The 25,169-nt window shown below is 67.4% G+C and carries 29 protein-coding genes and 1 riboswitch; of the genes, 10 read left to right on the plus strand and 19 right to left on the minus strand.

The genetic code is table 11. The features are described 5' to 3' along the window. Positions 1-57: 57 nt before the first annotated feature. A complete protein-coding gene (gene gcvT / locus LG306_RS08690) occupies positions 58-1,170 on the minus strand; it encodes a glycine cleavage system aminomethyltransferase GcvT (protein WP_404413710.1) in 1,113 nt (370 codons plus the stop codon). Between the two features lie 143 nt (positions 1,171-1,313). Further along, positions 1,314-1,411, minus strand: a riboswitch (glycine riboswitch). A 105-nt stretch (positions 1,412-1,516) separates the two neighbouring features. On the opposite strand from gcvT, the gene LG306_RS08695 reads away from it, so the two are divergent. The 3 genes from LG306_RS08695 (at position 1,517) to pncA (ending at position 4,359) form a co-directional block, all read left to right on the plus strand. Continuing rightward, on the plus strand, positions 1,517-2,554 hold the full coding sequence (locus LG306_RS08695; RefSeq protein ID WP_404413712.1) for an alpha/beta hydrolase: 1,038 nt from the start codon (positions 1,517-1,519) through the stop codon (positions 2,552-2,554). 219 nt (positions 2,555-2,773) lie between these two features. After that, positions 2,774-3,739, plus strand: a complete 966-nt coding sequence (locus LG306_RS08700; RefSeq protein WP_404413714.1) for a class 1 fructose-bisphosphatase — start codon at positions 2,774-2,776, stop codon at positions 3,737-3,739. Next, complete coding sequence (gene pncA, locus LG306_RS08705; RefSeq protein ID WP_404413716.1) at positions 3,739-4,359, plus strand: bifunctional nicotinamidase/pyrazinamidase; 621 nt, start codon at positions 3,739-3,741, stop codon at positions 4,357-4,359. The genes LG306_RS08700 and pncA overlap by 1 nt, the downstream gene beginning before the upstream one ends. Before the next feature lie 198 nt (positions 4,360-4,557). On the opposite strand, the gene LG306_RS08710 is transcribed toward pncA, so the two are convergent. The 10 genes from LG306_RS08710 to xseA form a co-directional block, all read right to left on the minus strand. Further along, on the minus strand, positions 4,558-5,847 hold the full coding sequence (locus LG306_RS08710; protein WP_404413718.1) for a type VI secretion protein ImpB: 1,290 nt from the start codon (positions 5,845-5,847) through the stop codon (positions 4,558-4,560). 60 nt (positions 5,848-5,907) lie between these two features. After that, positions 5,908-6,921, minus strand: coding sequence for an adenosine deaminase (locus tag LG306_RS08715; RefSeq protein WP_404413721.1), 1,014 nt, complete (start codon positions 6,919-6,921; stop codon positions 5,908-5,910). After that, positions 6,914-7,360 carry a type II toxin-antitoxin system VapC family toxin gene (locus LG306_RS08720; RefSeq protein WP_404413723.1) on the minus strand — a complete coding sequence of 149 codons (447 nt, stop codon included), beginning with the start codon at positions 7,358-7,360 and terminating at the stop codon, positions 6,914-6,916. The genes LG306_RS08715 and LG306_RS08720 overlap by 8 nt, the downstream gene beginning before the upstream one ends. Beyond that, positions 7,357-7,593 carry a FitA-like ribbon-helix-helix domain-containing protein gene (locus tag LG306_RS08725; protein WP_404413725.1) on the minus strand — a complete coding sequence of 79 codons (237 nt, stop codon included), beginning with the start codon at positions 7,591-7,593 and terminating at the stop codon, positions 7,357-7,359. Before LG306_RS08725 ends, LG306_RS08720 begins: the two co-directional genes overlap by 4 nt. Before the next feature lie 50 nt (positions 7,594-7,643). Continuing rightward, complete coding sequence (gene argS, locus LG306_RS08730) at positions 7,644-9,446, minus strand: arginine--tRNA ligase (RefSeq protein ID WP_404413727.1); 1,803 nt, start codon at positions 9,444-9,446, stop codon at positions 7,644-7,646. Beyond that, complete coding sequence (locus LG306_RS08735) at positions 9,446-10,132, minus strand: Tat pathway signal sequence domain protein (RefSeq protein WP_404413729.1); 687 nt, start codon at positions 10,130-10,132, stop codon at positions 9,446-9,448. Before LG306_RS08735 ends, argS begins: the two co-directional genes overlap by 1 nt. A 120-nt stretch (positions 10,133-10,252) precedes the next feature. After that, complete coding sequence (locus tag LG306_RS08740) at positions 10,253-10,696, minus strand: PaaI family thioesterase (RefSeq protein ID WP_404413731.1); 444 nt, start codon at positions 10,694-10,696, stop codon at positions 10,253-10,255. Between the two features lie 74 nt (positions 10,697-10,770). Then, the gene (locus LG306_RS08745) at positions 10,771-11,337 is read right to left on the minus strand and encodes a DUF3035 domain-containing protein (protein WP_017505319.1); all 567 of its coding nucleotides are present in this window, start codon (positions 11,335-11,337) and stop codon (positions 10,771-10,773) included. Between the two features lie 71 nt (positions 11,338-11,408). Further along, on the minus strand, positions 11,409-11,915 hold the full coding sequence (gene lspA, locus LG306_RS08750; protein WP_404413733.1) for a signal peptidase II: 507 nt from the start codon (positions 11,913-11,915) through the stop codon (positions 11,409-11,411). 249 nt (positions 11,916-12,164) lie between these two features. Continuing rightward, entirely contained in the window at positions 12,165-13,760 is a 1,596-nt protein-coding gene (gene xseA, locus LG306_RS08755) for an exodeoxyribonuclease VII large subunit (RefSeq protein ID WP_404413736.1), read from the minus strand. Positions 13,761-13,824: 64 nt separating this feature from the next. On the opposite strand from xseA, the gene LG306_RS08760 reads away from it, so the two are divergent. The 5 genes from LG306_RS08760 to LG306_RS08780 all read left to right on the plus strand — a co-directional run bounded on the left by LG306_RS08760 (position 13,825) and on the right by LG306_RS08780 (position 16,274). Then, positions 13,825-13,986, plus strand: a complete 162-nt coding sequence (locus tag LG306_RS08760) for a hypothetical protein (RefSeq protein WP_404413738.1) — start codon at positions 13,825-13,827, stop codon at positions 13,984-13,986. Between the two features lie 16 nt (positions 13,987-14,002). Continuing rightward, positions 14,003-14,434: a hypothetical protein gene (locus tag LG306_RS08765; protein WP_404413740.1), complete on the plus strand. Its 432-nt coding sequence runs from the start codon at positions 14,003-14,005 to the stop codon at positions 14,432-14,434. A gap of 73 nt (positions 14,435-14,507) precedes the next feature. Next, positions 14,508-15,782 (plus strand): phosphoribosylamine--glycine ligase, encoded by a 1,275-nt coding sequence (purD, locus tag LG306_RS08770; protein ID WP_404413741.1) that lies wholly within the window; start codon positions 14,508-14,510, stop codon positions 15,780-15,782. Between the two features lie 32 nt (positions 15,783-15,814). After that, positions 15,815-16,012, plus strand: coding sequence for a CopG family transcriptional regulator (locus tag LG306_RS08775; protein WP_404413743.1), 198 nt, complete (start codon positions 15,815-15,817; stop codon positions 16,010-16,012). A gap of 79 nt (positions 16,013-16,091) precedes the next feature. After that, entirely contained in the window at positions 16,092-16,274 is a 183-nt protein-coding gene (locus LG306_RS08780) for a hypothetical protein (RefSeq protein WP_404413744.1), read from the plus strand. Between the two features lie 3 nt (positions 16,275-16,277). Here LG306_RS08780 and LG306_RS08785 read toward each other — a convergent pair whose 3' ends face one another. Further along, positions 16,278-16,970 (minus strand): murein L,D-transpeptidase catalytic domain family protein, encoded by a 693-nt coding sequence (locus LG306_RS08785; RefSeq protein WP_404413746.1) that lies wholly within the window; start codon positions 16,968-16,970, stop codon positions 16,278-16,280. A 114-nt stretch (positions 16,971-17,084) separates the two neighbouring features. Between LG306_RS08785 and LG306_RS08790 the strand changes: the two genes are divergently transcribed. After that, positions 17,085-18,410: an amidohydrolase family protein gene (locus LG306_RS08790; RefSeq protein ID WP_404413748.1), complete on the plus strand. Its 1,326-nt coding sequence runs from the start codon at positions 17,085-17,087 to the stop codon at positions 18,408-18,410. Here the strand turns inward: LG306_RS08790 and lpxK are convergent. From lpxK to LG306_RS08815, 5 genes are read right to left on the minus strand one after another with little or no spacing between them, the layout of a single operon-like run. Next, positions 18,395-19,411, minus strand: coding sequence for a tetraacyldisaccharide 4'-kinase (lpxK, locus tag LG306_RS08795; RefSeq protein WP_404413750.1), 1,017 nt, complete (start codon positions 19,409-19,411; stop codon positions 18,395-18,397). The genes LG306_RS08790 and lpxK overlap by 16 nt on opposite strands. Continuing rightward, entirely contained in the window at positions 19,408-20,700 is a 1,293-nt protein-coding gene (locus LG306_RS08800; RefSeq protein WP_404413751.1) for a 3-deoxy-D-manno-octulosonic acid transferase, read from the minus strand. Before LG306_RS08800 ends, lpxK begins: the two co-directional genes overlap by 4 nt. 10 nt (positions 20,701-20,710) lie before the next feature. Continuing rightward, positions 20,711-21,394 carry a lysophospholipid acyltransferase family protein gene (locus LG306_RS08805; RefSeq protein WP_404413753.1) on the minus strand — a complete coding sequence of 228 codons (684 nt, stop codon included), beginning with the start codon at positions 21,392-21,394 and terminating at the stop codon, positions 20,711-20,713. After that, positions 21,391-23,220 (minus strand): ABC transporter ATP-binding protein, encoded by a 1,830-nt coding sequence (locus LG306_RS08810; protein WP_404413755.1) that lies wholly within the window; start codon positions 23,218-23,220, stop codon positions 21,391-21,393. The genes LG306_RS08805 and LG306_RS08810 overlap by 4 nt, the downstream gene beginning before the upstream one ends. Before the next feature lie 31 nt (positions 23,221-23,251). Further along, complete coding sequence (locus LG306_RS08815; RefSeq protein ID WP_404413757.1) at positions 23,252-23,773, minus strand: hypothetical protein; 522 nt, start codon at positions 23,771-23,773, stop codon at positions 23,252-23,254. 88 nt (positions 23,774-23,861) lie between these two features. Between LG306_RS08815 and LG306_RS08820 the strand changes: the two genes are divergently transcribed. Further along, positions 23,862-24,527 (plus strand): tyrosine-protein phosphatase, encoded by a 666-nt coding sequence (locus LG306_RS08820; protein ID WP_404413759.1) that lies wholly within the window; start codon positions 23,862-23,864, stop codon positions 24,525-24,527. Between the two features lie 6 nt (positions 24,528-24,533). Here LG306_RS08820 and LG306_RS08825 read toward each other — a convergent pair whose 3' ends face one another. Together LG306_RS08825 and LG306_RS08830 are read right to left on the minus strand one after the other, a co-directional pair. Continuing rightward, on the minus strand, positions 24,534-24,749 hold the full coding sequence (locus LG306_RS08825) for a hypothetical protein (protein ID WP_174085706.1): 216 nt from the start codon (positions 24,747-24,749) through the stop codon (positions 24,534-24,536). Positions 24,750-24,823: 74 nt separating this feature from the next. Then, a complete protein-coding gene (locus tag LG306_RS08830; RefSeq protein ID WP_017505336.1) occupies positions 24,824-25,069 on the minus strand; it encodes a DUF4170 domain-containing protein in 246 nt (81 codons plus the stop codon). Positions 25,070-25,169 lie beyond the last annotated feature (100 nt).

Genomic DNA, 25,169 nt, shown 5'->3' on the forward strand with positions numbered 1-25,169 from the left:
GCACGAGCGGTTGATCGCCCGGCCCTCGGGTCAAGCCCGAGGGTGACGGGCTGAATGTTACGCCTTTGGCTTCCGGTAATAGCGTTGGGCCACGAAGGGCATGGCGACGACTTCGGCGGCGGCGGTCTTGCCGCGCACGATGACCTTCAACTCCGTGCCCAGGGCGGCATGGGCCGGCGGGACGTAGCCCATGGCGATGTTCTTGCCCAAGGTGGGGGAGGGGCCGCCCGAGGTGACCTTGCCGATCACATTACCGTCGGCGTCGGCGATCTCGGCGCCCTCACGGGCCGGGGCGCCTTCCTTGACGATCAGACCGACGCGAACGCGCGAGGGGCCGTCGGACAGTTCCTTGAGGATACGGTCTGCGCCGGCGAAGTCCCCGCGTTCCTTGCGTGACTTGGACAAGGCGAAGGTCAGGGCGCCTTCGACCGGCGAGGTGGCCGGGTCGATGTCGTGGCCGTGCAGGGGCAGGCCGGCTTCCAGACGCAAGCTGTCGCGCGCGCCCAGGCCGATCGGCTTGACGCGGGCGTCTTCCAGAATGGTGTTCCAGATGCGCTCGGCCTGGTCCGCCGGGACCGAAATCTCATAGCCGTCCTCGCCGGTGTAGCCCGACCGTGAGACGTAGCAGTCGGCGCCGAACAGCATCAGACGGGCGCATTCCATGAAGCCCATTTCGGCCAGGATCGGCTCGTGCGCGGCCATGACCTCGGCGGCTTCCGGCCCCTGGATGGCGATCAGCGCGCGGTCCAGCACCGTCAGCTTGGCGTCGCCTTCCAGATTGGCTTCCCAGAACGCGAAGTCCTCGTCCTTGTTGCCGGCGTTGACGACGACGAACAGGCCGTCGTGGTCGGGGCGTCCGGCCATCAGGTCGTCGATGATGCCGCCGTCCTTGTTCAGCAGCAGCGAATACTTCTGTTTGCCGGCCTTCAGGATCGAATAGTCGCCGGGCACGAAACGCTCGAACTGGGCGGTCGCGTCCTCGCCGGTGATCTTGCACTGGCCCATGTGGGAGACGTCGAACAGACCGGCGTGTTCACGGGTCCAGCGGTGCTCGGCCAGAACGCCTTCGTACTGGACCGGCATGTCATAGCCGCCGAAGCCCACCATACGGGCGCACAGCGCGCGGTGCGCGGCGTTCAAAGGCGTGGTCTTCAGGGTCTGGTCGGTCATGGTTCAGGCTTTCACGGTCGCGTGTTGTGGCGGAGCTCCGCCGTCCTCGCGCCCCCGCTGTCCTGAAGCCTGAGAGATTCCGGCGACCAAATCATGTCGCCTTGCTCCGTCGGCGCGCCCGAATGGGCGACTTTCCAGCGTCCGTATGCTTCGCGGTCCGTTTGCCTGAGCGTTTCCGGGGCGGTTGCGCCTTCGGCGTCGAACCCTGTTTCCAGCGCCCGATCTCTCCCGCGAGAGCATGCGACCTAAGGCATCGACTCAAGCGCCAAGTCAAGCGGGCCGGGAACAAGGATGCGTGCGGCGGGTTGTCGTTCCGAACCCCGAAACCAAACCCAGGAATGCGAAAATGTCCATTATAGACAAGCTGTTCGGCGACAGCGACAAGCCGCGCGATACGCCCGCCAAGGCCGATGGCCCGATGCAGAAGGTGCTGGACGAACTGGCGTCTCTCGGCGGCAAGCCGATTGAGACCCTGTCGCCCGAGGAAGCTCGCCAGCAACCGACCCCGACTGACGCGGTGAAATCGCTGTTGCCCAAGGACGGCAAGGACCCTAGCGACGACATGGGCGTCAAAACCAGCGACATCACCATCCCCGGAGCCGCCGGCCCGATCCAGGCGCGCATCTACAAGCCGCACGACCATTCCGAAGACAAGCTGCACCCGGTCGTCGTCTATTTCCACGGCGGCGGCTTCGTGATTGCGGATCTGGACGTCTATGACGGCGGTCCGCGCGGCGTGTCCAAGATGGCCGATGTGATCGTGGTCTCGGTCCATTATCGCCAGGCCCCGGAACACCATTTCCCCGCCGCCCACGACGACGCCCTGGCCGCTTATCGCTGGGTTCTGGAGAATGCGCAGACCTTCCGCGGCGACCCGCAGAAGGTGGCCGTGATGGGCGAAAGCGCAGGCGGCAACCTGGCCATCGGCGTGTCGATGATGGCGCGCGACGCCGGCCTGCCGGCGCCCAAACATCAGGTGCTGGTCTATCCGGTCGCCGGCGTGGACATGGACAATGAGTCCTACGTCGAGAACGCCGACGCCAAGCCGCTGAACCAGCCGATGATGAAATGGTTCGTGAAACATATCTTCGCCAACGAGGCCGATGCTCAGGATCCGCGCATCAATATTGTCGAGAAGGCCAACCTGTCGGGCCTGCCCTCGACGACGGTGATCTGCGCCGAGATCGATCCGCTGCGCAGCGAAGGCGAACTTCTGGCCGAGAAGCTGGAGCAGGCGGGCGTCGACGTGCGTCACAAGACCTTCCACGGCTCGACGCATGAATTCTTCGGCATGGCGGCGGTCGTGCCGGATGCGGCGGCGGCCCAGACCTTCGCCGCCCACGAACTGAAGCGGGCCTTCGGTACGGCGATCCTGCCGATCTGATGAGATGAGCCCTTCTCCCGTTGGGAGAAGGTGGCCCGAAGGGCCGGATGAGGGTCGGCCGGTGGGCCAGTTCGCAGCGCCCGACCCTCACCCTTTCGCGCAAGACCGATCGCTGCGCTTTCGGGCGCTCAAGCCCTCTCCCAATGGGAGAGGGTTTTTCTTGCGGTGGCGCGTCTCGCCCGCCAAGAACGCAGCGATCCTCAGAACCGGACCGACCGCATGACCCGCACACGCCTTGACGCCCATATCGCCGCCCTGGATGCGCCCGAGGGGCTGAAGACGGTTCTGACCGTGGTCGCCGCCACCTGCGCGGACATCAGCAAGGTCGTGGCGGGCGGCGCCCTGGCCGGGGCGCTGGGCGCATCGGGTCAGATCAATGTGCAGGACGAGGAGCAGAAGAAGCTCGACGTCATGACCAACGACATGCTGACCGATGCCCTGCTGGCCAGCCCGGCCGTCGCCGGCGTCGCGTCGGAAGAGATGGACGAGGTCCAGCCGGCCTCGAACCCGGCCGGCGAATATCTGGTGCTGTTCGACCCGCTGGACGGCTCGTCCAACATCGACATCAACGCGCCCGTCGGCACCATCGTCTCGGTGCTGAAGTCCGCGACGGCGACCCCGACGGAGGCTGATTTCATGCAGCCCGGCCGCCGTCAGGTCGCCGCCCTCTATGCCGTCTATGGGCCGCAGACCATGCTGGTGCTGACGACGGGCGCGGGCGTGAAGGGGTTCACCCTGTCGAACGACGGCGAATGGATCCTGACCCACGACGACATCGCCATTTCGCCGGACACCAATGAGTTCGCCATCAACATGTCGAACCTGCGCCACTGGGCCGAGCCGGTGCAGACCTATGTCGGCGATCTGCTGAAGGGCGAGGAAGGGCCTCGGGCCAAGAACTTCAATATGCGCTGGGTCGCGGCCATGGTGGCGGATGTTCACCGCATCCTGGTGCGCGGCGGGGTCTTCCTCTATCCTTGGGACCGGCGCGAGCCGAACAAGCCGGGCAAGCTGCGGCTGATGTACGAAGGCAATCCGATGGCCTTCCTGGTCGAGCAGGCCGGCGGCAAGGCGACGACGGACGGACGCCAGGCCATTCTGGACGTGCAGCCCGAGCATCTGCATCAGCGCATCCCCGTCGCGCTGGGCTCGGCCAACGAGATCGACGCCTACGCAGGCGTCTGATGAGCGACGCCCTTCTGGTCATCGATCCGCAGAACGACTTCTGCGAAGGCGGCCGTCTGGCGGTGGCGGGCGGCGCGGGGATCATGCCGCTGATCAACCGGCTGGCGGCTCGGTTCGACCGAGTGATCGTGACCCAGGACTGGCACACGCCGGATCAGATCAGCTTCGCCTCCAACCACCCCGGCGCGGCGCCCTTTACCGAGATCGAGGTGGCCTACGGTCGCCAGATGCTGTGGCCGGATCATTGTCTTCAGGGCGCGCTTGGCGCCGACTTTCATCCCGACGCAGCGGCGACGGTGGACAAGGCCATGGCCGTGATCCGCAAGGGCTACAATCCGGCGGTCGACAGCTATTCCGGCTTCTTCGAGAACGATCACCGCACCCCGACGGGGCTGTCCGGCCTGTTGCGTGAACTGAGCGTGACGCGCGTCTTCCTGTGCGGTCTGGCCCTCGACTACTGCGTCCGCTTCACCGCCGAAGACGCGGTGCGGCTGGGCTTTGAGGCCGTAGTGATCTCGGACGCCAGCCGCGCTATCGCTCCACCAACCGAAGCGACGGCGCGGGACAGTTTCCGGGCGCTAGGGGTGGTGCAGATCGAGGCAGCGTCGCTTCTCCCCTGAGTCGCTTCCATCATCTTTCGTCATCCTCCGGCAAGCCGCGTCTTCGCGGCGCAGACCGGGGGACCCAGCGGCGCCGAAGGCGATGTGGCCACCGCACGGTGTTGAAGCACCTGTATCCGCGACAGTTTCGCGCTATCGCGCGCCGCTGGGTCCCCCCGGTCTCACTACGCTCGCCGGAGGATGACGAAAGTGGGCGATCTATTCCCAGAAATCCTCGGCCTCGGGGATGCGGGTGAAGGCGATCTTGGCGCCGATATAGTCGGGCAAGCCGGCCTTGGGGCCGATGCTGACGGTGTCCTTACCGTAGCGGCGGTTTAGCGCATCCAGCGCCTGGGACAGGCGAAGGGACGGGGCGTCGCCGTCCTGATCCGGACCGGCGGCGAACAGGTCTGTCTCGAAAGCGTCGCGGGATTTCAGGCCGTGCACCCCGACCCCGACATAGCTCAGGCGTCCTGCCTCCAACTCCGGCTCGACCTTGCGCCACAGACTGTCGAGCGCCGCCAGAAGGGCGAAGGTGTCCTGCGTCGGCGCGATGGGGCAACTCATCGCCGCCGTTTCCCAGCCGCGACGACCGCTTCGGGGCGTCGCCTTCGGCCCCATGTCCAGATGCAGGGTCAGGCTGGCGCCGGTCAGGCCCATGCGCCGCAGGCGGGCTCCGCACTTGACCACCAGCCGCCGCGCCACGGCCCGCGCCTTGTCCGGGGTCCGCATGGCCTGGGCCAAGACGTGGCTGTGGCTGATCGAGGCGGGCGGTTTTTCCGGCGTCGGCTCGCTGTCCAGACCGTGCAGGCCGCGCCAGATGCGTTCGCCCTCGATGCTGTTCCAGACCGCCCGGGCCTGTTTCGCGCTCATGTTCCAAAGGCCGGCCGTGTCGGTGACGCCCGCCGCTTGCAACCGGATCTGCATGCGCAAGCCGATGCCCGGATATTTCAACAGCGGCAGGTCCAGCAAGGGACCGGGCAGCTCGTTGGCGCGCAGCACCGTCAGTCCGGCGGGCTTCTGCATGCCGCAGGCGGTCTTGGCCAGGAACCGCGACGGCGCCAGCCCGACGGACGACCGCAGACAATCGCCGACGTTTTGCAGGATGCCCGCCTGAATGCGTCGGGCCAGGGCGACGGCGTTCGCCTCCAGCCGTTCCGGACCGAGCAACTCGCAGGAACATTCGTCGATCGAGCCGACCTTCCACACCGGCACATGGCGATCGATCTCGGCCATGATCTGCTGGTGGATTTTGACATAAAGGTCGGGGCGCGCCTCGGCGACGATCAGGTCAGGGCACAGTTTGCGCGCCTCGGACACCCGCATCCCGGTATGCACGCCCCAGGCCTTGCTCTCATAGCTGGCGGCGATGGCGCCGGTGTATTCGCTTGTCGCCGGCCGCACGATGACCGGCTTACCCCGCCAGTCCGGGTTCATCTGCTGTTCGACGCTGGCGAAGAAGGCGTTCAGATCAACGAACAGCCAGCGTAGGCCCGCGCTGTCTTCCACCGGTGATCCTGTGGGCTCCATTGCTGGAACATAACAGGAACAATGTCGACTCGAAAGGCGTCAGTGTACGCCCGCGTAGGCCTCCACCTCACCCACGAACGCCGCCTTCTCCGCCTCGCCCAGGAACGACCCTTCGAAGCTGTTCTTAGCCAGTTGCGTCACCTGATCGCGTGTCAGGCCGACGGCCTCAGCCAGCCGGCTGTAGTTATCGTTCACATATCCCCCGAAATAGGACGGGTCGTCCGAGTTCAGGGTGACGTGCAGGCCCCGGCGCAGCATCTCGGGGACGGGGTGGTCCTTCAGGTCATCGACCACGCAAAGCTTCAGGTTCGACAGCGGGCAGACGGTCAGGGTCATCTGCTCGGCGGCCAGCCGCTGCACCAGCGCCTCGTCCTCCATCGAGCGATTGCCGTGGTCCATCCGGTCGATGTTCAGCAGGTCCAGCGCCTCGTGCACATAGGCGGGCGGGCCCTCCTCGCCCGCGTGGGCGCACAGTTTCAGGCCCAACTCACGCGCCGCAGCGAAGACGCGCTGGAACTTGGACGGCGGATGGCCGACCTCCGACGAATCCAGCCCCACGCCGATGAAATGGTGCAGATAGGGTTTGGCCGCCTCCAGCGTCGCGAACGCTTCCTCCTCAGTCAGGTGGCGCAGGAAGCTGAGGATCAGGCCGCTGGACACGCCCAACTCCGCCTTGGCGCGGTCCATGCCTGCAATCAGCCCCTCGACCACCACGCCGAACGGCACGCCCCGGTCGGTATGGGTCTGGGGATCGAAAAAAATTTCGGCGTGGCGCACATTATCCGCCGCCGCGCGCTGGAAATAGGCAAAGGCCAGATCCTCGAAATCCTGCCGCGTCAGCAGGACGGCGGCCCCCGCATAGTAGATGTCCAGGAAGTCCTGCAGGTTCGAGAAAGCATAGGCCGCCCGCACCGCCTCGACGCTGTCGTAGGGAATGGACACGCCGTTGCGCTGCGCCAGCTCAAACATCAGCTCGGGCTCCAGCGAGCCTTCGATGTGCAGGTGCAGTTCGGCCTTGGGCAGGCCGGCGATATAGGCGTCGAGATCAGTCATTAGGGTTCTTTGGCAGATCGGCGACAAAGGCGGCAAGACCGATCACTCTAGCCGGCGTCAGTCCCGGTGCGGCCGCGAGCTTGCGACCCAGCCGGTCGTCGGCACTGACCATCGGCAAGTTTCGTTGCTCGGCCAGAGCCAGATAATAGCAGTCGTAAACAGCGTGGTTGAGCCGCACTGCGATTTCCACGGCGCGATCCGCCAAGGTCAGGCTATCGACCAGGGTCAGATTCGCGTGCCGCATCACCCGAACGGCGGGCGCCAGAAAGGCTGGGTCGAACCCGCCTAGCCGGACCTTCTTCCAAAGGACGTTCGTTGTTTCCACGATCAGCAGATCGGGACCAAACAGCTTGAACGGCTGGAGACGCCGCGCCGCAGGCGTATCGTCTTCCTCGACGAACCACTTCGCCAGAACACTGGCGTCGATGACCGCCGTCACCGCTCGTCACGACTTTCGCGAACGAGGATTTCGGACGGTGTTTGCGGGCGGCCGACGGTATGGGCGCGAATTTGATCCGATGCGGCGATCCAGTCGAAATCGTCCGCATCCTCTGCCGCAGCGGCGGTCAGAATGGCGCGATATTCCGCCTCGGCCGAACGACCGTTGCGCGCCGCACGCTGCTTCAGCGCCCGCACCGTGGCCTCATCCAAATGGCGAACGTGAATGTTCATGACGCGCTCCTTGGCGTGATAGCAATGCTATCACATGAGCGTCGCCGTCGCTACATCCGCTCCGGCGTGTCGATGCCCAGCAGATTTAGCGCGATTTCAAGCTGGCTGAGCGCCGCCGCCGACAGGGCCAGCCGCGAGCGCTTGGTCGCTTCGTCCGGCGCGATCAGCACGGGACAGGCGGCGTAGAATTTCGAGAAGGACTGGGCCACCCGGTAGGCGTGTTCGGCGACCAGATGCGGCATCCGCTTGTCGTAGGCGTCCGACACGGCCGTCGAAAAGGCGTCCAGCGTCAGGGCCAGATCGCGCTCCGCCGGTTCGGCGATAACGATGGCGCCGGGCGTCAGTCCCTGTTCGGCGCCCTTGCGCAGCAGGGATTTGATGCGGACCGACTGATACAGCAGATAGGGGCCGGTCTTGCCCTCGAAGCTCATGAAGCGATCGAGATCGAAGACGTAGCTGGTGGTGCGCGCGTTCGACAGGTCGGCGAACTTCAAGGCCGCGATGGCCACCTTGTGCGCGATGGCCTCGAACTCTTCCGGCGACAGGTCGTCGCCCAGTTTGGCCTCGTGCAAACGCTCGCGCGCCTTGTCCGTCGCCTGGTCGATCAGGTCGCGCAGCTTCAGCACCCCGCCCGCGCGGGTCTTGAAGGGCTTGCCGTCCTGACCGTTCATCGTGCCGAAGCCGAGATGCTCCAGCGCGCCCTCAACGGCGTAACCGGCCAGATAGGCGGCGCGGAAGACCTGTTCGAAATGCTCGGCCTGGCGTTCGTCGACGACATAGAGGGCCAGGTCGGGCGACAGAGCCTTCTTGCGGTCCAGGATCGTGGCCAGGTCGGTCGTGCCGTACATGGCCGAGCCCTCCGAGCTGATGACCAGCAGGGGCGGGGGAGACGGGGCCTCGATCACCGAGCCGTCGGCCAGCTTCTTCTTGCGCGTCTCGCCGGGCTTGGCGACGTGCACCACCTGGGCGCCGTCGTCCTCGACCAGCAGGCCGGTCTCTTTCAGGTGCGCCAGCATTTCCGGCATCTGCGGATCGGCGTCGCTTTCGCCGTTCCACAGGTCGAAATCGACCGACAGGTCGCCGTATTCGCGCTTCAGCGCCTCTCGGCTGACCGCCACGAAATGCCGCCACAGCGCGCGATAGCCGGGACGTCCGTTCTGCAGTTCCGCCGTCGCTTTGCGGGCGCGGTCGCGGAAGGCCGGATCCTCCTTGGCCTTGCCGGCGGCCTGCGGATAAAGGCGGTCCAGATCGGCCAGGGTCACTGGGCTTTCGGTCGGGAAGGGGCCGTCGCCTTCGACCATGAAAGCCTCGGCCAGACCCTCGTCGCCGCAGGCGACGATCAGCAGGCCCATCTGGAAGCCCCAGTCGCCGAAGTGGGCGTCGCCGGTGACGTGGTCGCCGCGGAAGCGGAACAACCGCTTCAGGCTTTCGCCGATGATGGCGCTGCGCAGGTGGCCGACGTGCATCGGCTTGGCGACGTTGGGACCGCCGTAGTCGATGACCACCCGGCGCGGTTCGGCCACGGTCGCGGCGCCCGCGTGGGCGGCGTCGTTCGCCACCTCGGTCGCCCGTTCGGCCAGCAGCGCGTCGGAGAGCTTCAGATTGATGAAGCCCGGTCCGGCGACCTCGACCGAGGCGAAGCGCGCATCGGCGCTCAGGCGCTCGGCGATCTTGCCGGCCAGTTCGCGCGGATTGGCCTTCAGCGCCTTGGCGGCGACGAGCGCGCCGTTGGACTGGAAATCGGCCAGGTCGGGGCGGTCCGACGGGGTGACGCGGGCCAGGGCCGCATCCACGCCTTCGGCGGCGGAGGCGGCGGCGACCGCTTCGCTGAGGACGGTCTTCAGATCAGACATTATTGGCTCGGTGCGGAGGCAGGCGAGGGCGCGGCGGGCGTCGTGCCGGCGTTGACGCGGAAGCGGCTGCCCGAGCGGTTAAACTCGGCCATTTCCGGCGTCACGTCGAAACCGACCAGGATTTCGAAGTTGCTGCCGCTGGTTTCGACGCCGGCGCGCGGAATGACGATGGTGCGCTTTTCGGTGACCGAAGCGGTGCGCTGGCCCTCAAAGTTCACCGGCAGGTCGAAATATTCCTTGGACAGGATGGCGTTGTTCCGCTCCGTCACCGCGATCCAATAGCGGTAGGTGCGCTGCTCGCCCGTCGCCTGCGGGCCGCGACCCAGGTTGAACAGCACGTCCATATCCACGCGAATCGGATCGGCTTCGCGATATTCGCAGTCCGAAGAGATGCCTTCGATCTCGCCGGTGTAGCCGACGTTGGCCACGGCGGCGCGTCCGCCTTCCAGCTCGACGTAGCGGGCGGCGTCGTAGAGAATCTTCACATAGGGGCAGGGGCCGGCGTTGGCGCGGCGACGCAGGGGCGCGATGCGCGGCGCGCGCGACGGCGCGGCGTCTTCACCCGAAGCCTGCTGCTGTTGCCCGCCGCGCTCACGTTGACGCTGGGAGGTCTGGGCCTCGGCGGCGACGGGCAGGACGGAGGCCGCGATGGAGAGGGCGGCCAGGGCGGTGAATACGCGACGCATCAGCTTATTTTTCCGACAGCGAGAGAGGGCGCACGACGATCGGCGGCCGATCATCAACGCTCGCCGCTGATAGCGGCTAAAGCGAGGCGCGGCAAACGCTTGCTGCCCTCAGCGCTCCCCTCAGCGCTCCATGACCAGGCAGGTCGAGGTTGCAGTCGCATAGAGCTTGCCGTCCAGGCCGCGCAGATCGGCCTCCGAGAAGGCCGCACGGCGACCGGCCTGAACGATCCGCCCCTCGGCCCGAACCGGCGTGCCGGCGGTCAGTGCCTTGTGAAAAACGGTCTTCAGCTCCAGCGTCGTATAGGTCTGGCCCGGCCGAAGCGTCGAATGGACGACGCAGCCGCAGGCCGAGTCGAGCACCGTCGCGATCCAGCCGCCATGGACGGTGCCCAGTGGATTATATACGGCGGTGGTGGGGATAGCCTCGAACACCACCCGGCCTTCTTCCACTTCGGTCAGTTCGAAGCCGACGGTGCGGGCGATGGGCGCGATGAAGCCGACCGTCATGCCCAGACGCAGTTGGTCGATCCCGGACAGGGCGGCGATATCGACGGTTTCAGTCATGCAAACGGCTCCTGATCAGGTCCGTTTACAATAAGGACGGACACCGCCGTGGCAAGCGCCCGTCGTATTGGTCCTTACAGGCCCGGCAGTTTGAAGCCGTTGCTGCGACGCGGCTGGATCGTGATGGCCTGCTGGCCGCCGGTCAGAGCCTGAAGGCGGGCGGCCTCGGTCGAGGCGTCGATGGTCTTCTGGCCTTCGGCGGTCTGGCGAACCGTCGGGGCCTGGGTCGAGGCGTCGTCCTTGCGCCAGAACATCAGGCGGTTGGCGAAGCTTTCGTCCTTGTGCGCCAGATCGCCGAACTCGTCATCGACAACGTAGCGGGCGAGCGGATCGGCCTGGTCGCCGCCGGCCTGGGCCACCAGGACCTGTTCGCCCGGCGTGCGGGTGACGGCCTGACGCTGACCCAGAAGGATCTGACGCGCGGCGCTTTCGGGGGCCAGTTCCTGCGGGCGCGGCTGGCCCGGCGCGGGCGGACGCAGGCCGTATTCCGGCGGAATGCTGAGCGGGGCGGTGGAGACGGTCACGAACTCGTCCGGCACCACCTTGGTCAGGCCGATGCCCTGTTTGATGCTTCCGCAGGCCGAGACGGCGAGCGCGGAGGAGGCGACGAGGGTCAGGACGGCGACACTGCGGATACGCATGGTTTCAGGCTCTGGTCGGCTGATGCAGGAAGCGCCGCGATGGCGCAGTCGGCATAGTGAAGACGAGGTGATTACGACTTTTCGGGGGCCGCGCCAACCTTCACAGGCTTGTCGGACACCAGACTGTCGATGATCAGCAGCACGACGCCGATGGTGATGGCGCTGTCGGCGACGTTGAACACCCAGGGAAAGACGCCGGTGCCCGAGAAGTCGATGAAGTCGACCACATAGCCGAAGCGGATCCGGTCGATCACATTGCCCAGCGCCCCGCCCATGACGAAGCCGATTGCGGTGATCAGCAGGCGCCGGTTCGACTGCGTCGCCCACCACGCCAGGCCGGCCGAGACGACGATGGAGAAGATGGCCAGGCCCCAGCGTGCTTCGCCGCCGCCGAACAGGCCGAAGCTGACGCCGGTGTTCTCGACCCAGCTGAAGTTCAGGATCGGCGGGAAAACGGGGATGCGGCCGACTTCCTGCAGCGACAGGCCGGTGATGATCCAGGCCTTGGTCAGCTGATCCAGGACGATGATCAGGAGGGCGAACACATAGGCGGTGACGGCGAGGCGCGTGATCTTCATGCTGGGCCGGTTAGCAGGAAGCGCCGTCGGGGCGAAGAGGAAAACCGCGCAGTTGGAATAGCTCGCCTTGGACCACGACCTGTCCACACTCGGTGACCAACCAAACGGCCGTCATTCCAGGCTGAGCGGAGCGAAGAACCCGGAAGCCAGGACCACAGGCGCGCTGATAGATGCATCCGACGCCGGATGCCCGCCGCCTGGATTCCGGGTTCGTCCTGCGGACGCCCCGGAATGACGGTCGTTGAGATGCTAGAACAGGCTGCCCTGATCGGCGGCGGACGGCTTCGGCTTGGCCGCCGGACGCGGCGCGGACGGACGGGGTTCGCCGCCGTCGATCGTCGCGGGCTGAACGCCGTCGCCGAACACCAGTCGGACCGCCTGACCCGCCTCCAGCGCCTTGGCCGAGGTGATCCAGGCGCCGTCTGAATCTTCCACACGGGCGAAGCCGGGCTTGGGCCGACCGGGGTCCAGGGTCGTCAGCGCCCGTGACAGCGCCGCAAGGCGATCGGCCTCGCGCTCCAGTCCACGCTTCGGAAAGGCATCCAGTCGCGCGCCGACCGCTTCAAGCCGCGCCTGACGCTGATCCAGCCGTCGATGCAGCGGTTCGGGCGACAGCCGCCCAGAGACCTGCAACAGCCGCCGCTCCCCGCGCGCCACGCCCGCCTCAAGCGCCGCGCCCAGCCGGTCGCCCGCGCCGCGCAGCCGGTCCTGACCTCTCTCGATCCGGGTGCGCAGTAGGGCCGGGCTCAGCTTGCCGCCCGTCACCGCCAGATGCCGCTCGTGCAGGGCCACGTTGCGTTGCAGGCCCGATCCCAGCCGGCTCGACACATGGTCAAGCCGCTGCTGCGCCAGGGCCAGCAGATCCTCCGGCCGCGCCGGCAGGCCGCGCGCCACAGCCCGCAGGCGCGTGCGTCGATCCTCGATCAGCCGCCCGCCCGCTTGCACCATGCGCCGGTCCATGTCGGCGACGGCGTAGCGCAGGTCCGCCAGCACCGGCGTCGCCATTTCGGCCGCGCCCGTCGGGGTCGGCGCCCGGCGATCCGACACGAAGTCGATCAGGGTCGTATCCGTCTCGTGCCCCACGGCCGAGATGATCGGAATGCGCGCCGCCGCCACGGTCCGCGCCAGGCCTTCGTCGTTGAAGCACCACAGGTCCTCGACCGACCCGCCGCCGCGCGCGACGATCAGTAGGTCCGGGCGGGGGATCGGCCCGTCGGCGGTCATCGCATCAAAGCCGCGAATGGCGTTCGACACCTGACCGCAGGCCGATTCGCCCTGAACGACCACGGGCCAGACGATGACGCGACAGGGCCAGCGTTCGGCGATCCGGTGCAGCACGTCACGGATCACCGCGCCGGTCGGGCTGGTGATCACGCCGATGGTCGCGGGAAAGGCAGGGAGAGGCTTCTTGCGACCCGGCTCGAACAGCCCTTCCTCACGCAAGCGGACCTTCAGCCGCTCCAGCTGGGCCAGCAGCGCGCCGGCGCCGGCCGCCTCCATGCTCTCGATCACGATCTGATAGGACGACCGCGCCGGATAGGAGGTGATCTTGCCGGTGACGATGACCTCAAGCCCCGCCTCGGGCTGGACGCCCAGGCCGCGCACCGACCCCTTCCAAACCACGCCGTCGATGGCCGACTTGTCGTCCTTCAGCGTCAGATAGATGTGGCCCGAGGCGTGGCGGTTGACCTTGGAGACCTCGCCGCGCAGCCGCACATGGCCAAACCGGTCTTCCAGCGTGCGCTTCAGCGCGAACGACAGCTCCGAGATCGACAGGGGCGGATTGTTGTCGCGCGGGGCAGGGACCTCGGCCGGGCCTTCGAATACGTAGGAGTCGTCGCTCATGAAAGCATCCTAACCTGCGTCGATCCGCCCGGGAACGCTGCGCGCGCCCTGCCGTTCGACTTTCATGGCCGCCGACCCGCCCGGAACCGATCCTTCTGACAGCGACCCGCACGAGCGCGATCTGTCGCGCCGCGCCGGGGGCGGCGGCGCCATGAGCCCGTGGCTGATCATCGGCTGCATCATTCTGCTGGGGCTGGGCGTCTATGTCGTCTCGGCCCTGCTCTAACGCCCAAGGAGGCCGTATGAACCGCTTCGTCCCACTCGCCGCCATTCTTTGCCTGACCGGCGGCGTCGTCGCCTGCTCGGATCGCGACGACGATGTGGTCCAGGCCCCTGCGCCGGGCGCAGCGCCCGTGGCCTTGCCGGATCAACAGGCGGACGCCGCCGCCTCGAACGCCGCCCTGGCCTTTAACATGACCCGCGATCAGCTGGAGGATGCAGACCTGTATTCGCGCGCCAACGCCGATCTGGGCGATGTCGAAACCCTGGTGCTGGATGCGTCGGGCGCCCTGACCCATCTGGTGATCGAGTTGAACGGGCCGGGCGACATGAAGGTGCGAGTTCCGGTCGCGGACGTGTCTCCGATCGACCGCAACGGCGACAGGGATCTGGTCACCGATCTGACGCCCGGCCAGCTTCAGGCCCTGCCGTCGTGGACCCCGCCCGTTCGCTGATGGAACGCCGAATGCGGCGTTAAGTCTGACGGGCGCTTGACCGGCCGGCGCCGGCCGGTCATTGCCCGGTCTCATGAACATTCTTCTCGTCGGATCGGGCGGCCGCGAACACGCCCTGGCCTGGAAGATCGCCCAGTCGCCGCTGGTCACGCGCCTGGTCGCCGCGCCCGGCAACCCCGGCATTGAGAAGCTGTGCGAGCTGCGCGCCGTCAAGGCGGACGACGCCGACGGCCTGGCCGCCCTGGCCAGAGAGATCAAGGCCGATCTGGTCGTCGTGGGGCCCGAGGTGGCGCTGGCCGCCGGTCTGGCCGACCGCCTGGCTTCGGCCGGCATTCCCTGCTTCGGGCCGACCGCCAAGGCGGCGCAGCTGGAAACCTCCAAGGCCTTTTCGAAGGGCTTTCTCGAACGTCACGAGATCCCGACCGCTGGTTACGGCGTCTATGACACGGTCAAGGACGCCAAGGCGGCGCTGGACGTGTTCCGGCCTCCCTATGTCATCAAGGCCGATGGTCTTGCCGCCGGCAAGGGCGTGGCCATCAGCCCCGACCGCCCCGACGCGGAGGCCGAAATCGAGCGCATGCTGGGCGGTCGGTTCGGCGCGGCCGGCGCCCGCGTCGTGATCGAGGAGTTCATGGACGGCGAGGAGGGCTCGCTGTTCGCGCTGTGCGACGGTCAACGCGCCCTGCTGTTCGGCGGCGCCCAGGACCACAAGCGCGCCTTCGACGGCGACCTTGGCCCCAACACCGGCGGCATGGGCGCCTATTCGCCCGCGCCCGTCTTCACGCCCGAGCTGGTGCAGCAGGCCGACGCGCTGATCGTCCAGCCGACGATCCGCAAGATGTCCGAAGAAGGCGCACCCTATCGCGGCGTCCTCTACGCCGGCCTGATGGCGACCCAGGACGGCCCCAAGGTGGTCGAGTTCAACGCCCGCTTCGGCGACCCGGAATGCCAGGTGCTGATGATGCGGATGGCGGGCGACATCGTCCCCTATCTGCTGGGCTGCGCGCGCGGCGACGTCTCGGGCCTGGCTTCGCCCGCCTTCAAGCCTCAGACGGTGATCTGCGTGGTCATGGCGGCCAAGGGCTATCCCGACAGCCCGCTGGAAGGCTCGATCATCCGCGGCGCCGATCAGGACTTCGGCCCCCATGTCCAGGTCTTCCACGCCGGGACCAAGCGCCGCGACGACGGCTTGCTGGCCGCCTCGGGCGGGCGCGTCCTGAACGTCTGCGCCGAGGGCGACGACATCGCCCAGGCCCGCGAACGCGCCTACGCCGCCATCCGCAAGATCGACTGGCCGGGCGGCTTCAACCGCTCCGACATCGGCTGGCGGGCGCTGGACCGGGGCTGACCGTATCGGCGGGATGTGGTAGGGTTGGATCTATGGCGCATCCCGCACCCCACGACGACGAAGAGCCCGGCATCTTCGACATCCCCGACGACGAGGCCGACGAGGCGGCTATGGCCCGCGCCGAAGAAGATTTCGCCGCAGGACGAGTCATCAGCCATGACGCCATGAACCGCTGGCTTTTGTCGTGGGGAACGGACAACCCATTGCCTCCGCCGAAATGCGGCGAGTAGTCTGGTCTGACGAGGCCCGAGAAACCTTCAGGCCATTCAATCCTACGTCGCCGACTTCAATCTCAGCGCTTCACGTCGATTGGCGTTGAGGCTTGTCGATCTGACTGAAAGTCTCGGCGTGCTGACGGATCGCGGGCGCCTGATTCGTCCCAATGTGCGGGAGCTTGCCAACGTCTCGCCCTATATCGTCCGGTATGTCGTCTTGCCTGACGAGGTTCGGATCATGTGGATCCGCCACTCCGCCCGACGACCCGAGCGATAGTCCTTAAGCCCAGGCGAACAGCAGCCGGCCTTCGCCCATGCGTTCACGCAAGGCTGGCAGGTCGGTGTGGGCGACCGAGAAACAGCCGTAGCTGCGACCCAGCTTGCCTTCGCGCGCCAGGAAGTCGGGATCCGCGTAGTCCGCCCCGTGGACGATGATGGCCCGCTCGCGCGCCTTATCGTTGGAATATTCCAGCCCGTCCAGCAGCACGTTCGGCCCCTGCTGCGCGCCCCAGCTGGCGCCCGCCGTCGCATAGGCGCCGACCGAGGACATGTTGGAATCCGGCGTGTTGGAAAAGCGCTGGGCATAGCCGGTGTGGCTGGGGTCCGATCCCCGGCCGTGGCAGGTGCGCAGCACCTTCACTTCACCCGCGATCAGGTCGACTTCATAGAGCCGCTCCTCGCCCGAAAACTTCTGGAAGTCGACCAGATACATCCGGTCGCGCAGCGGCAGGCGGTGATGATGGGTGTCCAGCGCGGTCATGGCGCGCTCCATCAGCTCCTTGCGAACGTGACCGCGCGGGTCCAGGGGTGGCGGGGTCACGGGTGCAGTCTGAGCCATGGACAGGCCGACACGGGGCGTGCCGATCGGAGTGCTGTTCTGAGCCGTCGTCAGCGGCGCCGTCGCGCTCGCGCTGGCGCATCCCGCCAGCATGGCCGATCCGCCCAGAATAAGTCCTCGTCTCGATAGCCGCATGCGACGCCCTCGTTGCGGTTGGTCTTGAGGCGTGTTTGTTTCAGTTGGTTACGGGCGAGGCAACCTGAGCCTTGTGGGGCATTTTTGCGGCAAACGTGTCGCGGGGAGAAATCGATGAAACGTTTCGGAATCGCGCTGGCGGCGCTGATGGCGTCGACGGTGAGCGCCAATGCGCAGCAAACCCCCGTGGTCACAGGCGTTTCGACGCAACCCGACACAACGTTCGTTGAGGCCGGAAGGTTGCTCGCCGATCCATCAAACGGCGTTGTGCAACGCGATAAAACTCTCGTGATCAGAGGGAACCAGGTCGTCGAAGTGCGCGACGGCTTCGTCGGCGACGCCTCTCAAGGCAAGGTCGTCGACCTGCGCCAGGCCTTCGTCCTGCCCGGCCTGATCGACAGCCACGTCCATCTGACTGGCCAGCAAAACCCGAACGCACGCCTTGAAGAGGTGACGCTTTCGGACGCGGACCAGGCGATGGTCGGCGCCCGCTATGCGCGTCGCACCCTGATGGCCGGCTTTACGACGGTGGCGGATCTGGGCGCCTCGAACCAGGCCATCTTCGCCCTGCGAAACGCCGTCAGGAATGGCGACGTGCCGGGACCGCGCATCGTTGCGGCGGGGTCGTCGGTGTCGATCCACGGCGGGCATGGCGACATCAACGGCTATCGCGAGGACGTCATGCATCTGCTGTCGTCCGAGAGCATCTGCTCGGGGGCCGAGGACTGCATGCGCGCCGTGCGCACCCAGGTTCGCGCCGGCGCCGACATCATCAAGATCACGGCCACCGGTGGCGTGCTGTCCAACACCGCCGCCGGCCTGAACCAGCAGTTCAGCGACGACGAACTGTCCGCCATCGTCGGCAGCGCCCACCGCATGGGCCGCCAGGTGACGGCGCACGCCCACGGGGTGGACGGTATCAACGCCTTCCTACGGGCCGGCGGCGATTCCATCGAACACGGCACCTATCTGGACGATCAGTCGATCCGCCTGTTCAAGTCGAACGGCGCCTGGCTGATCCCGACCCTGCTGGCCGGCGATTTCGTGGCGCGCATCGCCTCCGGCCCCGACAACTTCTTCACCCCTGCCCAGACGGCCAAGGCGCTGGAGGCCGGACCCAAGATGCTGGACATGGCGCGCCGCGCGCATGAGGGCGGGGTCAGGATCGCCTTCGGCACCGACTCGGGCGTTTCGGCCCACGGCGACAACGCCCAGGAGTTCGCGCTTCTGGTCCGCGCCGGCCTGAGCCCGCTCGAGGCCATCCAGGCCGCCACCGTCGGCGCCGCCGAACACCTGCGCATCGCCAATGAGGCCGGCAAGATCGCCGTCGGCATGCCCGCCGACATCGTCGCCGTCTCGGGCGATCCGCTGTCGGACGTGACCGAGCTGGAGCGGATGAAGTTCGTGATGAAGTCCGGCGTGGTCTATCGCGCCGACTGAATCCTGTCGTTCAGGAAGGCGGCGAAAGCCGCCTCGTCCTCGAACCGGGCGACGACCGGCCAGGCGACGACGTTTTTGCGCTGCTCGGGCGTCAGCCGCACCCAGTCCTTTTCCGTCGTGACCAGTCCGGCGTCGAACACCGCAGCCCGGTCAGTCAGGAACGTCATGTCGGCGGCGCTGTAGGCCGCGTGGTCGGGGAAGGGGACGAAGTCGACCAGGTCGCAGCCCGCCGCCTTCAGCGACCGCTCGACCTTCCAGGGCTTGGCGATGCCGGCGAACCCGACCTGCGGCCCCGACGGCGGCGATCCCTCGGGCGTCAGACGGGCGACGAAGACGGGCAGGGCGCCGAAGACCGCCAGCAGTTCGGAATCGGCCTCCTCGACATCGGTCGGCAGCATGACCACCACGGCGTCGGCCCGCGCCAGCCCAGCCTTCAGCGGCTCGCGCATGGGGCCTGACGGAAAGACCGATCCATCTCCGAACGGCCATTCGTCACCGCGCGTCTCGCCGTCCACGACGATCAGGCTGACGGTCTTTTTCAGGGTCGGGTTCTGATGGCCGTCGTCCAGCACCAGGGCCTGCGCCCCGTCCGCGACGGCGGCCCTGGCGCCCGCCACGCGATCGCGCGCGATCCAGACCGGCGATCCCTGCGCCAGCATCAGGGGTTCGTCCCCGACATCGTCGGCTGTATGGTTTTGAGGATCGACCCGGACCGGACCTTCCAGCCGCCCGCCATAGCCGCGCGACAGGCCTTGCGCCTCCACCCCCGCCGCCCGCAGCAGCCGCAAGGTTTCGCGCGCGACCGGCGTCTTGCCCGATCCGCCGACCGTCAGATTGCCGACCGAGATGACCGCGCAGCCGGGGTCGATCGGGACCGTCTTGACGATCCGACGCGCCGTTACGGCGGCCCAGACCCAGCCCAGCGGTTTCAGCGCCGTGCGTGTCATCCGGGCATGGTTGCTGTCGCGCACATACCACCAGCGCGGCGTGCTCAGCTTCATCGCCGGCCCTGCCTCTGCGGCATCAGCGGCGACAGCAGCGCCCACAGTCGCTCCAGCCCGCCTCCAGCCTCGACCGCCGCGCGACGCCCGCGTTCGCCCATGGCCTTGGCCGCGTTCAGGTCTTCCAGCAGCGGCTCGATCACGCCGGGCAGGTCGGACGGCGCCTGAACCAGGGCCAGGCCCCCCGCCTCGATGAGGGCAGCCGTCACCGGCGCCCAATTGGACGCATCCGGCCCCGTGATCGTCGGCTTGCCCAGCCGCGCCGGCTCCAGCGGATTGTGCCCGCCGACAGGCGGCAGGCCGATGGCGGGCGCGAACGAGCCGCCCATCACCACCACATCGGCCAGACGCAGGAACAGGCCCATCTCGTTCAGGGTGTCCGCCAGATAGATGTCGGTGTCCGGCCCGATCGTCTGACCCTGCGAGCGCATGGCGAAGGCGTAGCCGTCGCGTTGCAGCGCCTGGGCGATGTGCGCGCCCCGCTCGGGATGGCGTGGCGTCAGGATCAGACAGACCCGTTCGCTCAGATGGTCCAGTGCCCGCATGATGGCGATCTCTTCGCCCTCATGGGTGCTGGCCGCGACGATCACCGGCCGGTCGCCGATGGCGGCGCTCAGACGACTGAAGGCGGCGGGATCGTGCGGCAGGGCCTCGCCGGACAGTTTCAGATTCACCAGCCCGTCGATCCGCGCGCCCATGCCCTCAAGCCGCTGGGCCGAGACGGCATCCTGTGGCAGCACCAGATCAAAGGCGCCGGTCAGCGCCCGCGCCGAAGCCTGAAACCGCGCCCAGCCCTCGACCGTCTTTTCCGTGATGCGCGCGCTGACCAGGGCGAGTTTCACGCCCCGCCGCCGCGCCGCCAGCAACAGATTGGGCCACAGTTCGCTTTCGACGAAGACCGCCAAACCGGGCCGCCAATGGTCCAGGAACCGCTCGACCACGCCCGGCGCATCGACCGGCGCATATTGGTGAATCACGCCCGCCGGCAGTCGTTCGGCCAGAATATGCGCCGAGGTCACGGTGCTGGAGGTGACCAGAACGGTCAGGTCGGGACGCGCCTTCGTCAGCCGCTCGACCACGGGCAGCAGCGACAGGCTCTCGCCGACACTGACGCCGTGCAGCCAGACCAGATCACCTTCGGGGCGCGCGGTGCGGGTGAAGCCCATCCGCTCGTCGACCCGCACAGGATCTTCCTTGCCCCGCCTGGCGCGCGCATCCAGCAGGCGCGGGGCCAGCGGCTCCAGCGCGCGCGTCGCCAGCCGATAGGCGATCAGCGGCAGCGGCGTCACGGCTGGGTCCTCACGGCTTCAGGCCCGTGATCGCATCGGCCCGCGCTTCGACGGCGTTCAGCCGCGCGGTCCAGTCGACGACGACATCGGCCATGTCGGCGTCGGCGGGATAGTCGGCGCGGTCCCACACGATGGCGCCCTTGCCGAAGGGCAGGGGCAGCACGGCCCGGTCCCAACTGTCCAGATGGATCGCGGGATTGCACGACATGCCGATGAACAGCACCGGCGCCTTGGACAACTTCGCCATCAGGGGCAGGCCCTCGGCCATGACATTGGCCGGGCCGCGCGGCCCGTCCGGCGTGATGGCCAAGGCGCCGACCTTCAGCTGTTTCAATCCATCACGCAGCGCCTGGGCGCCGCCCTTCGACTTTTCGGCCTTGTCCTTGTTGGCCGATGATCCGCGCACGGCGGGAAAGCCCTGACGCGCCACCGCCTTGGCGATGAACTCGCCGTCGGCCGAAAGGGAGATCAGCGCCTTGGCCGGCTGCGCCCGGTCCAGCGGCCAGCACGAGGGCGACAGGCCGATCCGCGAATGCCAGAACACGCACAACACCCCGCCGCCCTGCGTCCAAACGGCTTCAGCAGCCTGCTGGTTTTCGTGCGTCCAGCGGATGGTGGAAAAGCAGAACTGCATCCACTTCGCCAGGGTCCAGGCCAGAGCCGACTGAACGACCGGATTTCGCAGCGGCCTCACGTCACGGTCTCGACGGTGGGCGCCGCGCCGTCCAGCGACTGCTGGCGCGCCAGGCGGGAATACAGGCCGCCCTTGGCGACCAGGGCGTCGTGCGAGCCTTCCTCGACCACGCGACCGGCTTCGATCACATAGATGCGGTCGGCGTTCCGGACGGTGGACAGGCGGTGGGCGATCATCAGGGTGGCGCGGCCCTGCATCAGCCGCTCCAGCGCCGCCTGGACCAGCGCCTCGCTCTCGGTGTCCAGGGCGCTGGTGGCCTCGTCCAGCAGCAGGATGGGCGCATCCTTGACGAAGGCGCGGGCGATGGCGATCCGCTGGCGCTGACCGCCGGACAGGCGCAGGCCCGCCTCGCCCGCGCGGGTCGCATACCTTTCAGGCAGGGCCGTGATGAAGTCGTGGGCGGCGGCGGACCGCGCGGCGTCCTCGATCTGCGCCTGCGTCGCGGCCGGCCGGCCATAGGCGATGTTGGCGGCGATGGTGTCGTCGAACAGGAAGGGCTCCTGCGTCACCAGGGCGATGTGGTCGCGCAGGTCGTGGATGCGTAGCGCCCGCACGTCCGCGCCGTTGATGGTCACCGCCCCGCCGGTCACGTCGTAGAAGCGCGGCAGCAGGCTCAGGATCGTGCTCTTGCCGCCGCCCGACGGCCCGACCAGCGCTACCGTCTCGCCCGGCGCGACCCGCAGGGACACCCCGTCCAGCGTCGGCGCATCGGTGCCGGCGTAGGCGAAGGACACCTTGTCCAGCACGACCTCGACCGGCCCGGCGGCCAAGGGCGCGGCGTCGGCCGCCTCACGGATTTCCGGCTGGATGTCCAAGGCGCCGAACAGACGACGCGCGGCGGTGAAGCCCTCGCTCATCACCGTCGCCAGGTTCGTCACCTGACGCAGGGCTTGCCCTGCGGCCAGCAGCATGCCGATGAAGGCGGCGAATCCGCCCACCGTCATGTCGCCCGACTGCGCCCGCCATCCGGCATAGGCCATGACGGCGGCGACGACGATATAGGCGACCAGATCGCTGGACGGGCCGGCGAAGGCGCGGGCGTTGGCGCCCTTGATCACGTGGCGCTGGCGACGGGCCACCACCTCGGCGACGCGGTCCTGTTCTGCGGCCTCGCGGTTCTCGATCTTGATCAGGCGAACCCCGTCCAGGTTCTCCATCAGGGCGGTGGACAGGTTCTCCGTCTCGGCCATGGCGCCGACCGCGGCCTTGCGCGTCTTGCGCCCGAACCGGCGCAGCACCAGCGCCACCAGCGGCACGCCCAGCAGCACGACGATCGTCAGCTGCCAGTCGATGAACCCCATGTAGATCAGCACCGCGATCAGGGTCAGCAGGTTCTGGGTGTAGTTGACCACGCCCGAGGTGAAGGCCTCGCGCACCATATTGGCGTCGAACAGCACCGAGGAGACGAAGCCGCCCGAGTGCTGGCTGCGTAAGCGCGCCAGATCGGCGCGGATCATGGCGCCGAACAGCCGGATCTGGATGTCGCCGACGATGGTGTGACCCAGCCGGTTGACCAGGGCGGCCTGGCCCAGCGCAGCGAGCGTTCGCGCAATGGCGACGGTCAGGATGGCGACCGGAATCCAGACGACGGCCTTGTCCGCCGGAAAGGTCACCAGGCCGAACAGACTGATCGGCCTGGTCCCGCCCAGGAACAGGCCGTTCACGGCCGGCTCCAGCAGTTTCAGCAGCGCCGCCGTCAACAGGCCCGTCGTCGCTGCGCACAGGACCGACAGGATCAACGACCCCTTGTGCTTGGACAGATAGTCGCGCCAAATCCGCGCCAGCAGGGCGCGCAGCGGCATGGTTTCGGTGGCGGCGACGGTCATCGGCTCTCGGTCGTCTGAGCCGCCGTTCAAGTCAAGGCTTGTCCGGCGACGGTTCCAGCGCACGGCCCGGCTCGTCGGCGCGGATCAGGGTTTCGCCGGGCGCTTCCTGGATCCTGACGGCGGGCGGAGCCGTCGGATTGGACGCGTATCGACGCCCGTCGAACGGCACGGCGACCTCATAGCCCTCGGTGATTCCGCCGCCCGCGACATAGACGCCCAGATCCCGTCGGCCATGGGTCTGTCGCTCCAGCAGCCGGATCGGCGCGCGCGCGACACTGATCTCGCCGACCGAGCGGTAGGTCGCGCCGGTGCGGTCCAGCACCAGCAGCCGGCATCCGCCCGAGCCGCACCAGTTGGGGCCGATCAGGTAGACCAGGGTCATGGCCCCGTCCGGCGTGATTGCGGCCGTATAGCGGGTGGTGTCCAGCGCCTCCTTGGCCCGGTCGCGCAGATAGGCGATCAGGGCGGGGTCTTCGGGGGGCGGCGTTTGGGCGGCGGCCGCGTCGGCCCACAGGCTGGCGGCCACGACGGCAACTGCGGCGAGGGTTCTCATCGGGCTGTTCTCCGGTCTCGACAAACATTCCAACGCATCAGGATCGAGATCGGATGACGCGGCGGCGTCGGATCGCTATCTGGCGGGCATGGCGCGCTTCGACCTCTCGACCGCGATGGGCCGTTTTCGGGCGCATTGGCATTATTTCTGGGCCGACCATGCGTTTCTGCGCGTGGCCTTTTCAAACGCCCACTGGCTGGGCCCGGATCTGGTGCGCACCAATCAGCCGTCGCCGCGCCAGCTGGCCTATTGGAAGTCTAAGGGCGTCAAGACGGTCATCAACCTGCGCGGCGAGCGGGATGAGGGCTATTACTGGCTGGAGAAGGACGCTTGCGAGCGGCTGGGCCTGACCCTGATCGACGCGCCGCTGGACTCGCGCGATCCGCCCGAGACGGTGCGCATCCACCGCGCGCGCGAGCTGTTCAAGACGATCCAGTATCCGGTGCTGATCCACTGCAAGTCCGGCGCGGATCGGGCGGGAATGATGGCGGTCTTCTATCGCCACTTCCACCTTGGCGAGCCGATCTCGGTCGCCATGAAGCAGCTCTCGAAGAAATATCTGCACTCGCGCGAGGGGCTGACCGGCGTGCTGGACTATACGCTGGAGAAATACGTCAACGAGATCGAGCCAAAGGGCGTCAGCTTCATCGAGTGGGTCGACAGCCCCGACTACGACCCCAAGGCCATACGCGCCGAGTTCAAGGCCGGCTGGTGGGGCACGCTGCTGACCGACAAGCTGCTGCGGCGCGAGTAGGAGGCTTCAGCCCCAGGGGCCGGTCTTCGGTTCATCGCCGGCCTCGCCGTTTGCGCGGGCCTCGGCGGCCAGTTCGGCGTCGCGACGCGCCTTGCGGTCGGCTTCCCACCGTTTGAACCAGCGGGCGTAGTCGATGTGGCCGCGCAGCGAAAAGCTGAATAGCGCCAGCACGGCCAGCAGGCTGACCAGTTGAAAGATCTGTTGCGGTTCCAGGTTCATCATCGTCCTCGCCTACAGATCGAAACGTCGAATCGAGGAGCCGGTTCGGCCCCTCGATGTCGCACTCAGTCCTCGGCTCAGGCCGCGTCGCCGCGCGGATCGATCAGCTTGTGGGCGTGCAGGATGAAGTAGCGCATGTGGGCATTGTCCACGGTCGCCTGGGCGCGCGCCTTCCAGGCCTTCTTCGCTTCGTCATAGCTGCCGAAGGCGCCGACAAACTCGACCTGCGACAGGTCGCGGAAGGTCGGCTCGCCCAGGTGACGAAGCTCGCCGCCGATCACGATGTGCAGAAGTTGCGGCGGGACGGCGTTCTGATCGGTCATCGGAAATCCTGAAGGCTGGGCCGGAAGGCTTTGGGGGGAGGGAGGTTTGCGCGCGGCATAGGCCGAGAACGCCCTCGGATCAATGTTGGCGGGGGTTTTT

This window comes from Brevundimonas vesicularis (assembly GCF_044807075.1).
GTDB lineage: Bacteria > Pseudomonadota > Alphaproteobacteria > Caulobacterales > Caulobacteraceae > Brevundimonas > Brevundimonas vesicularis_G.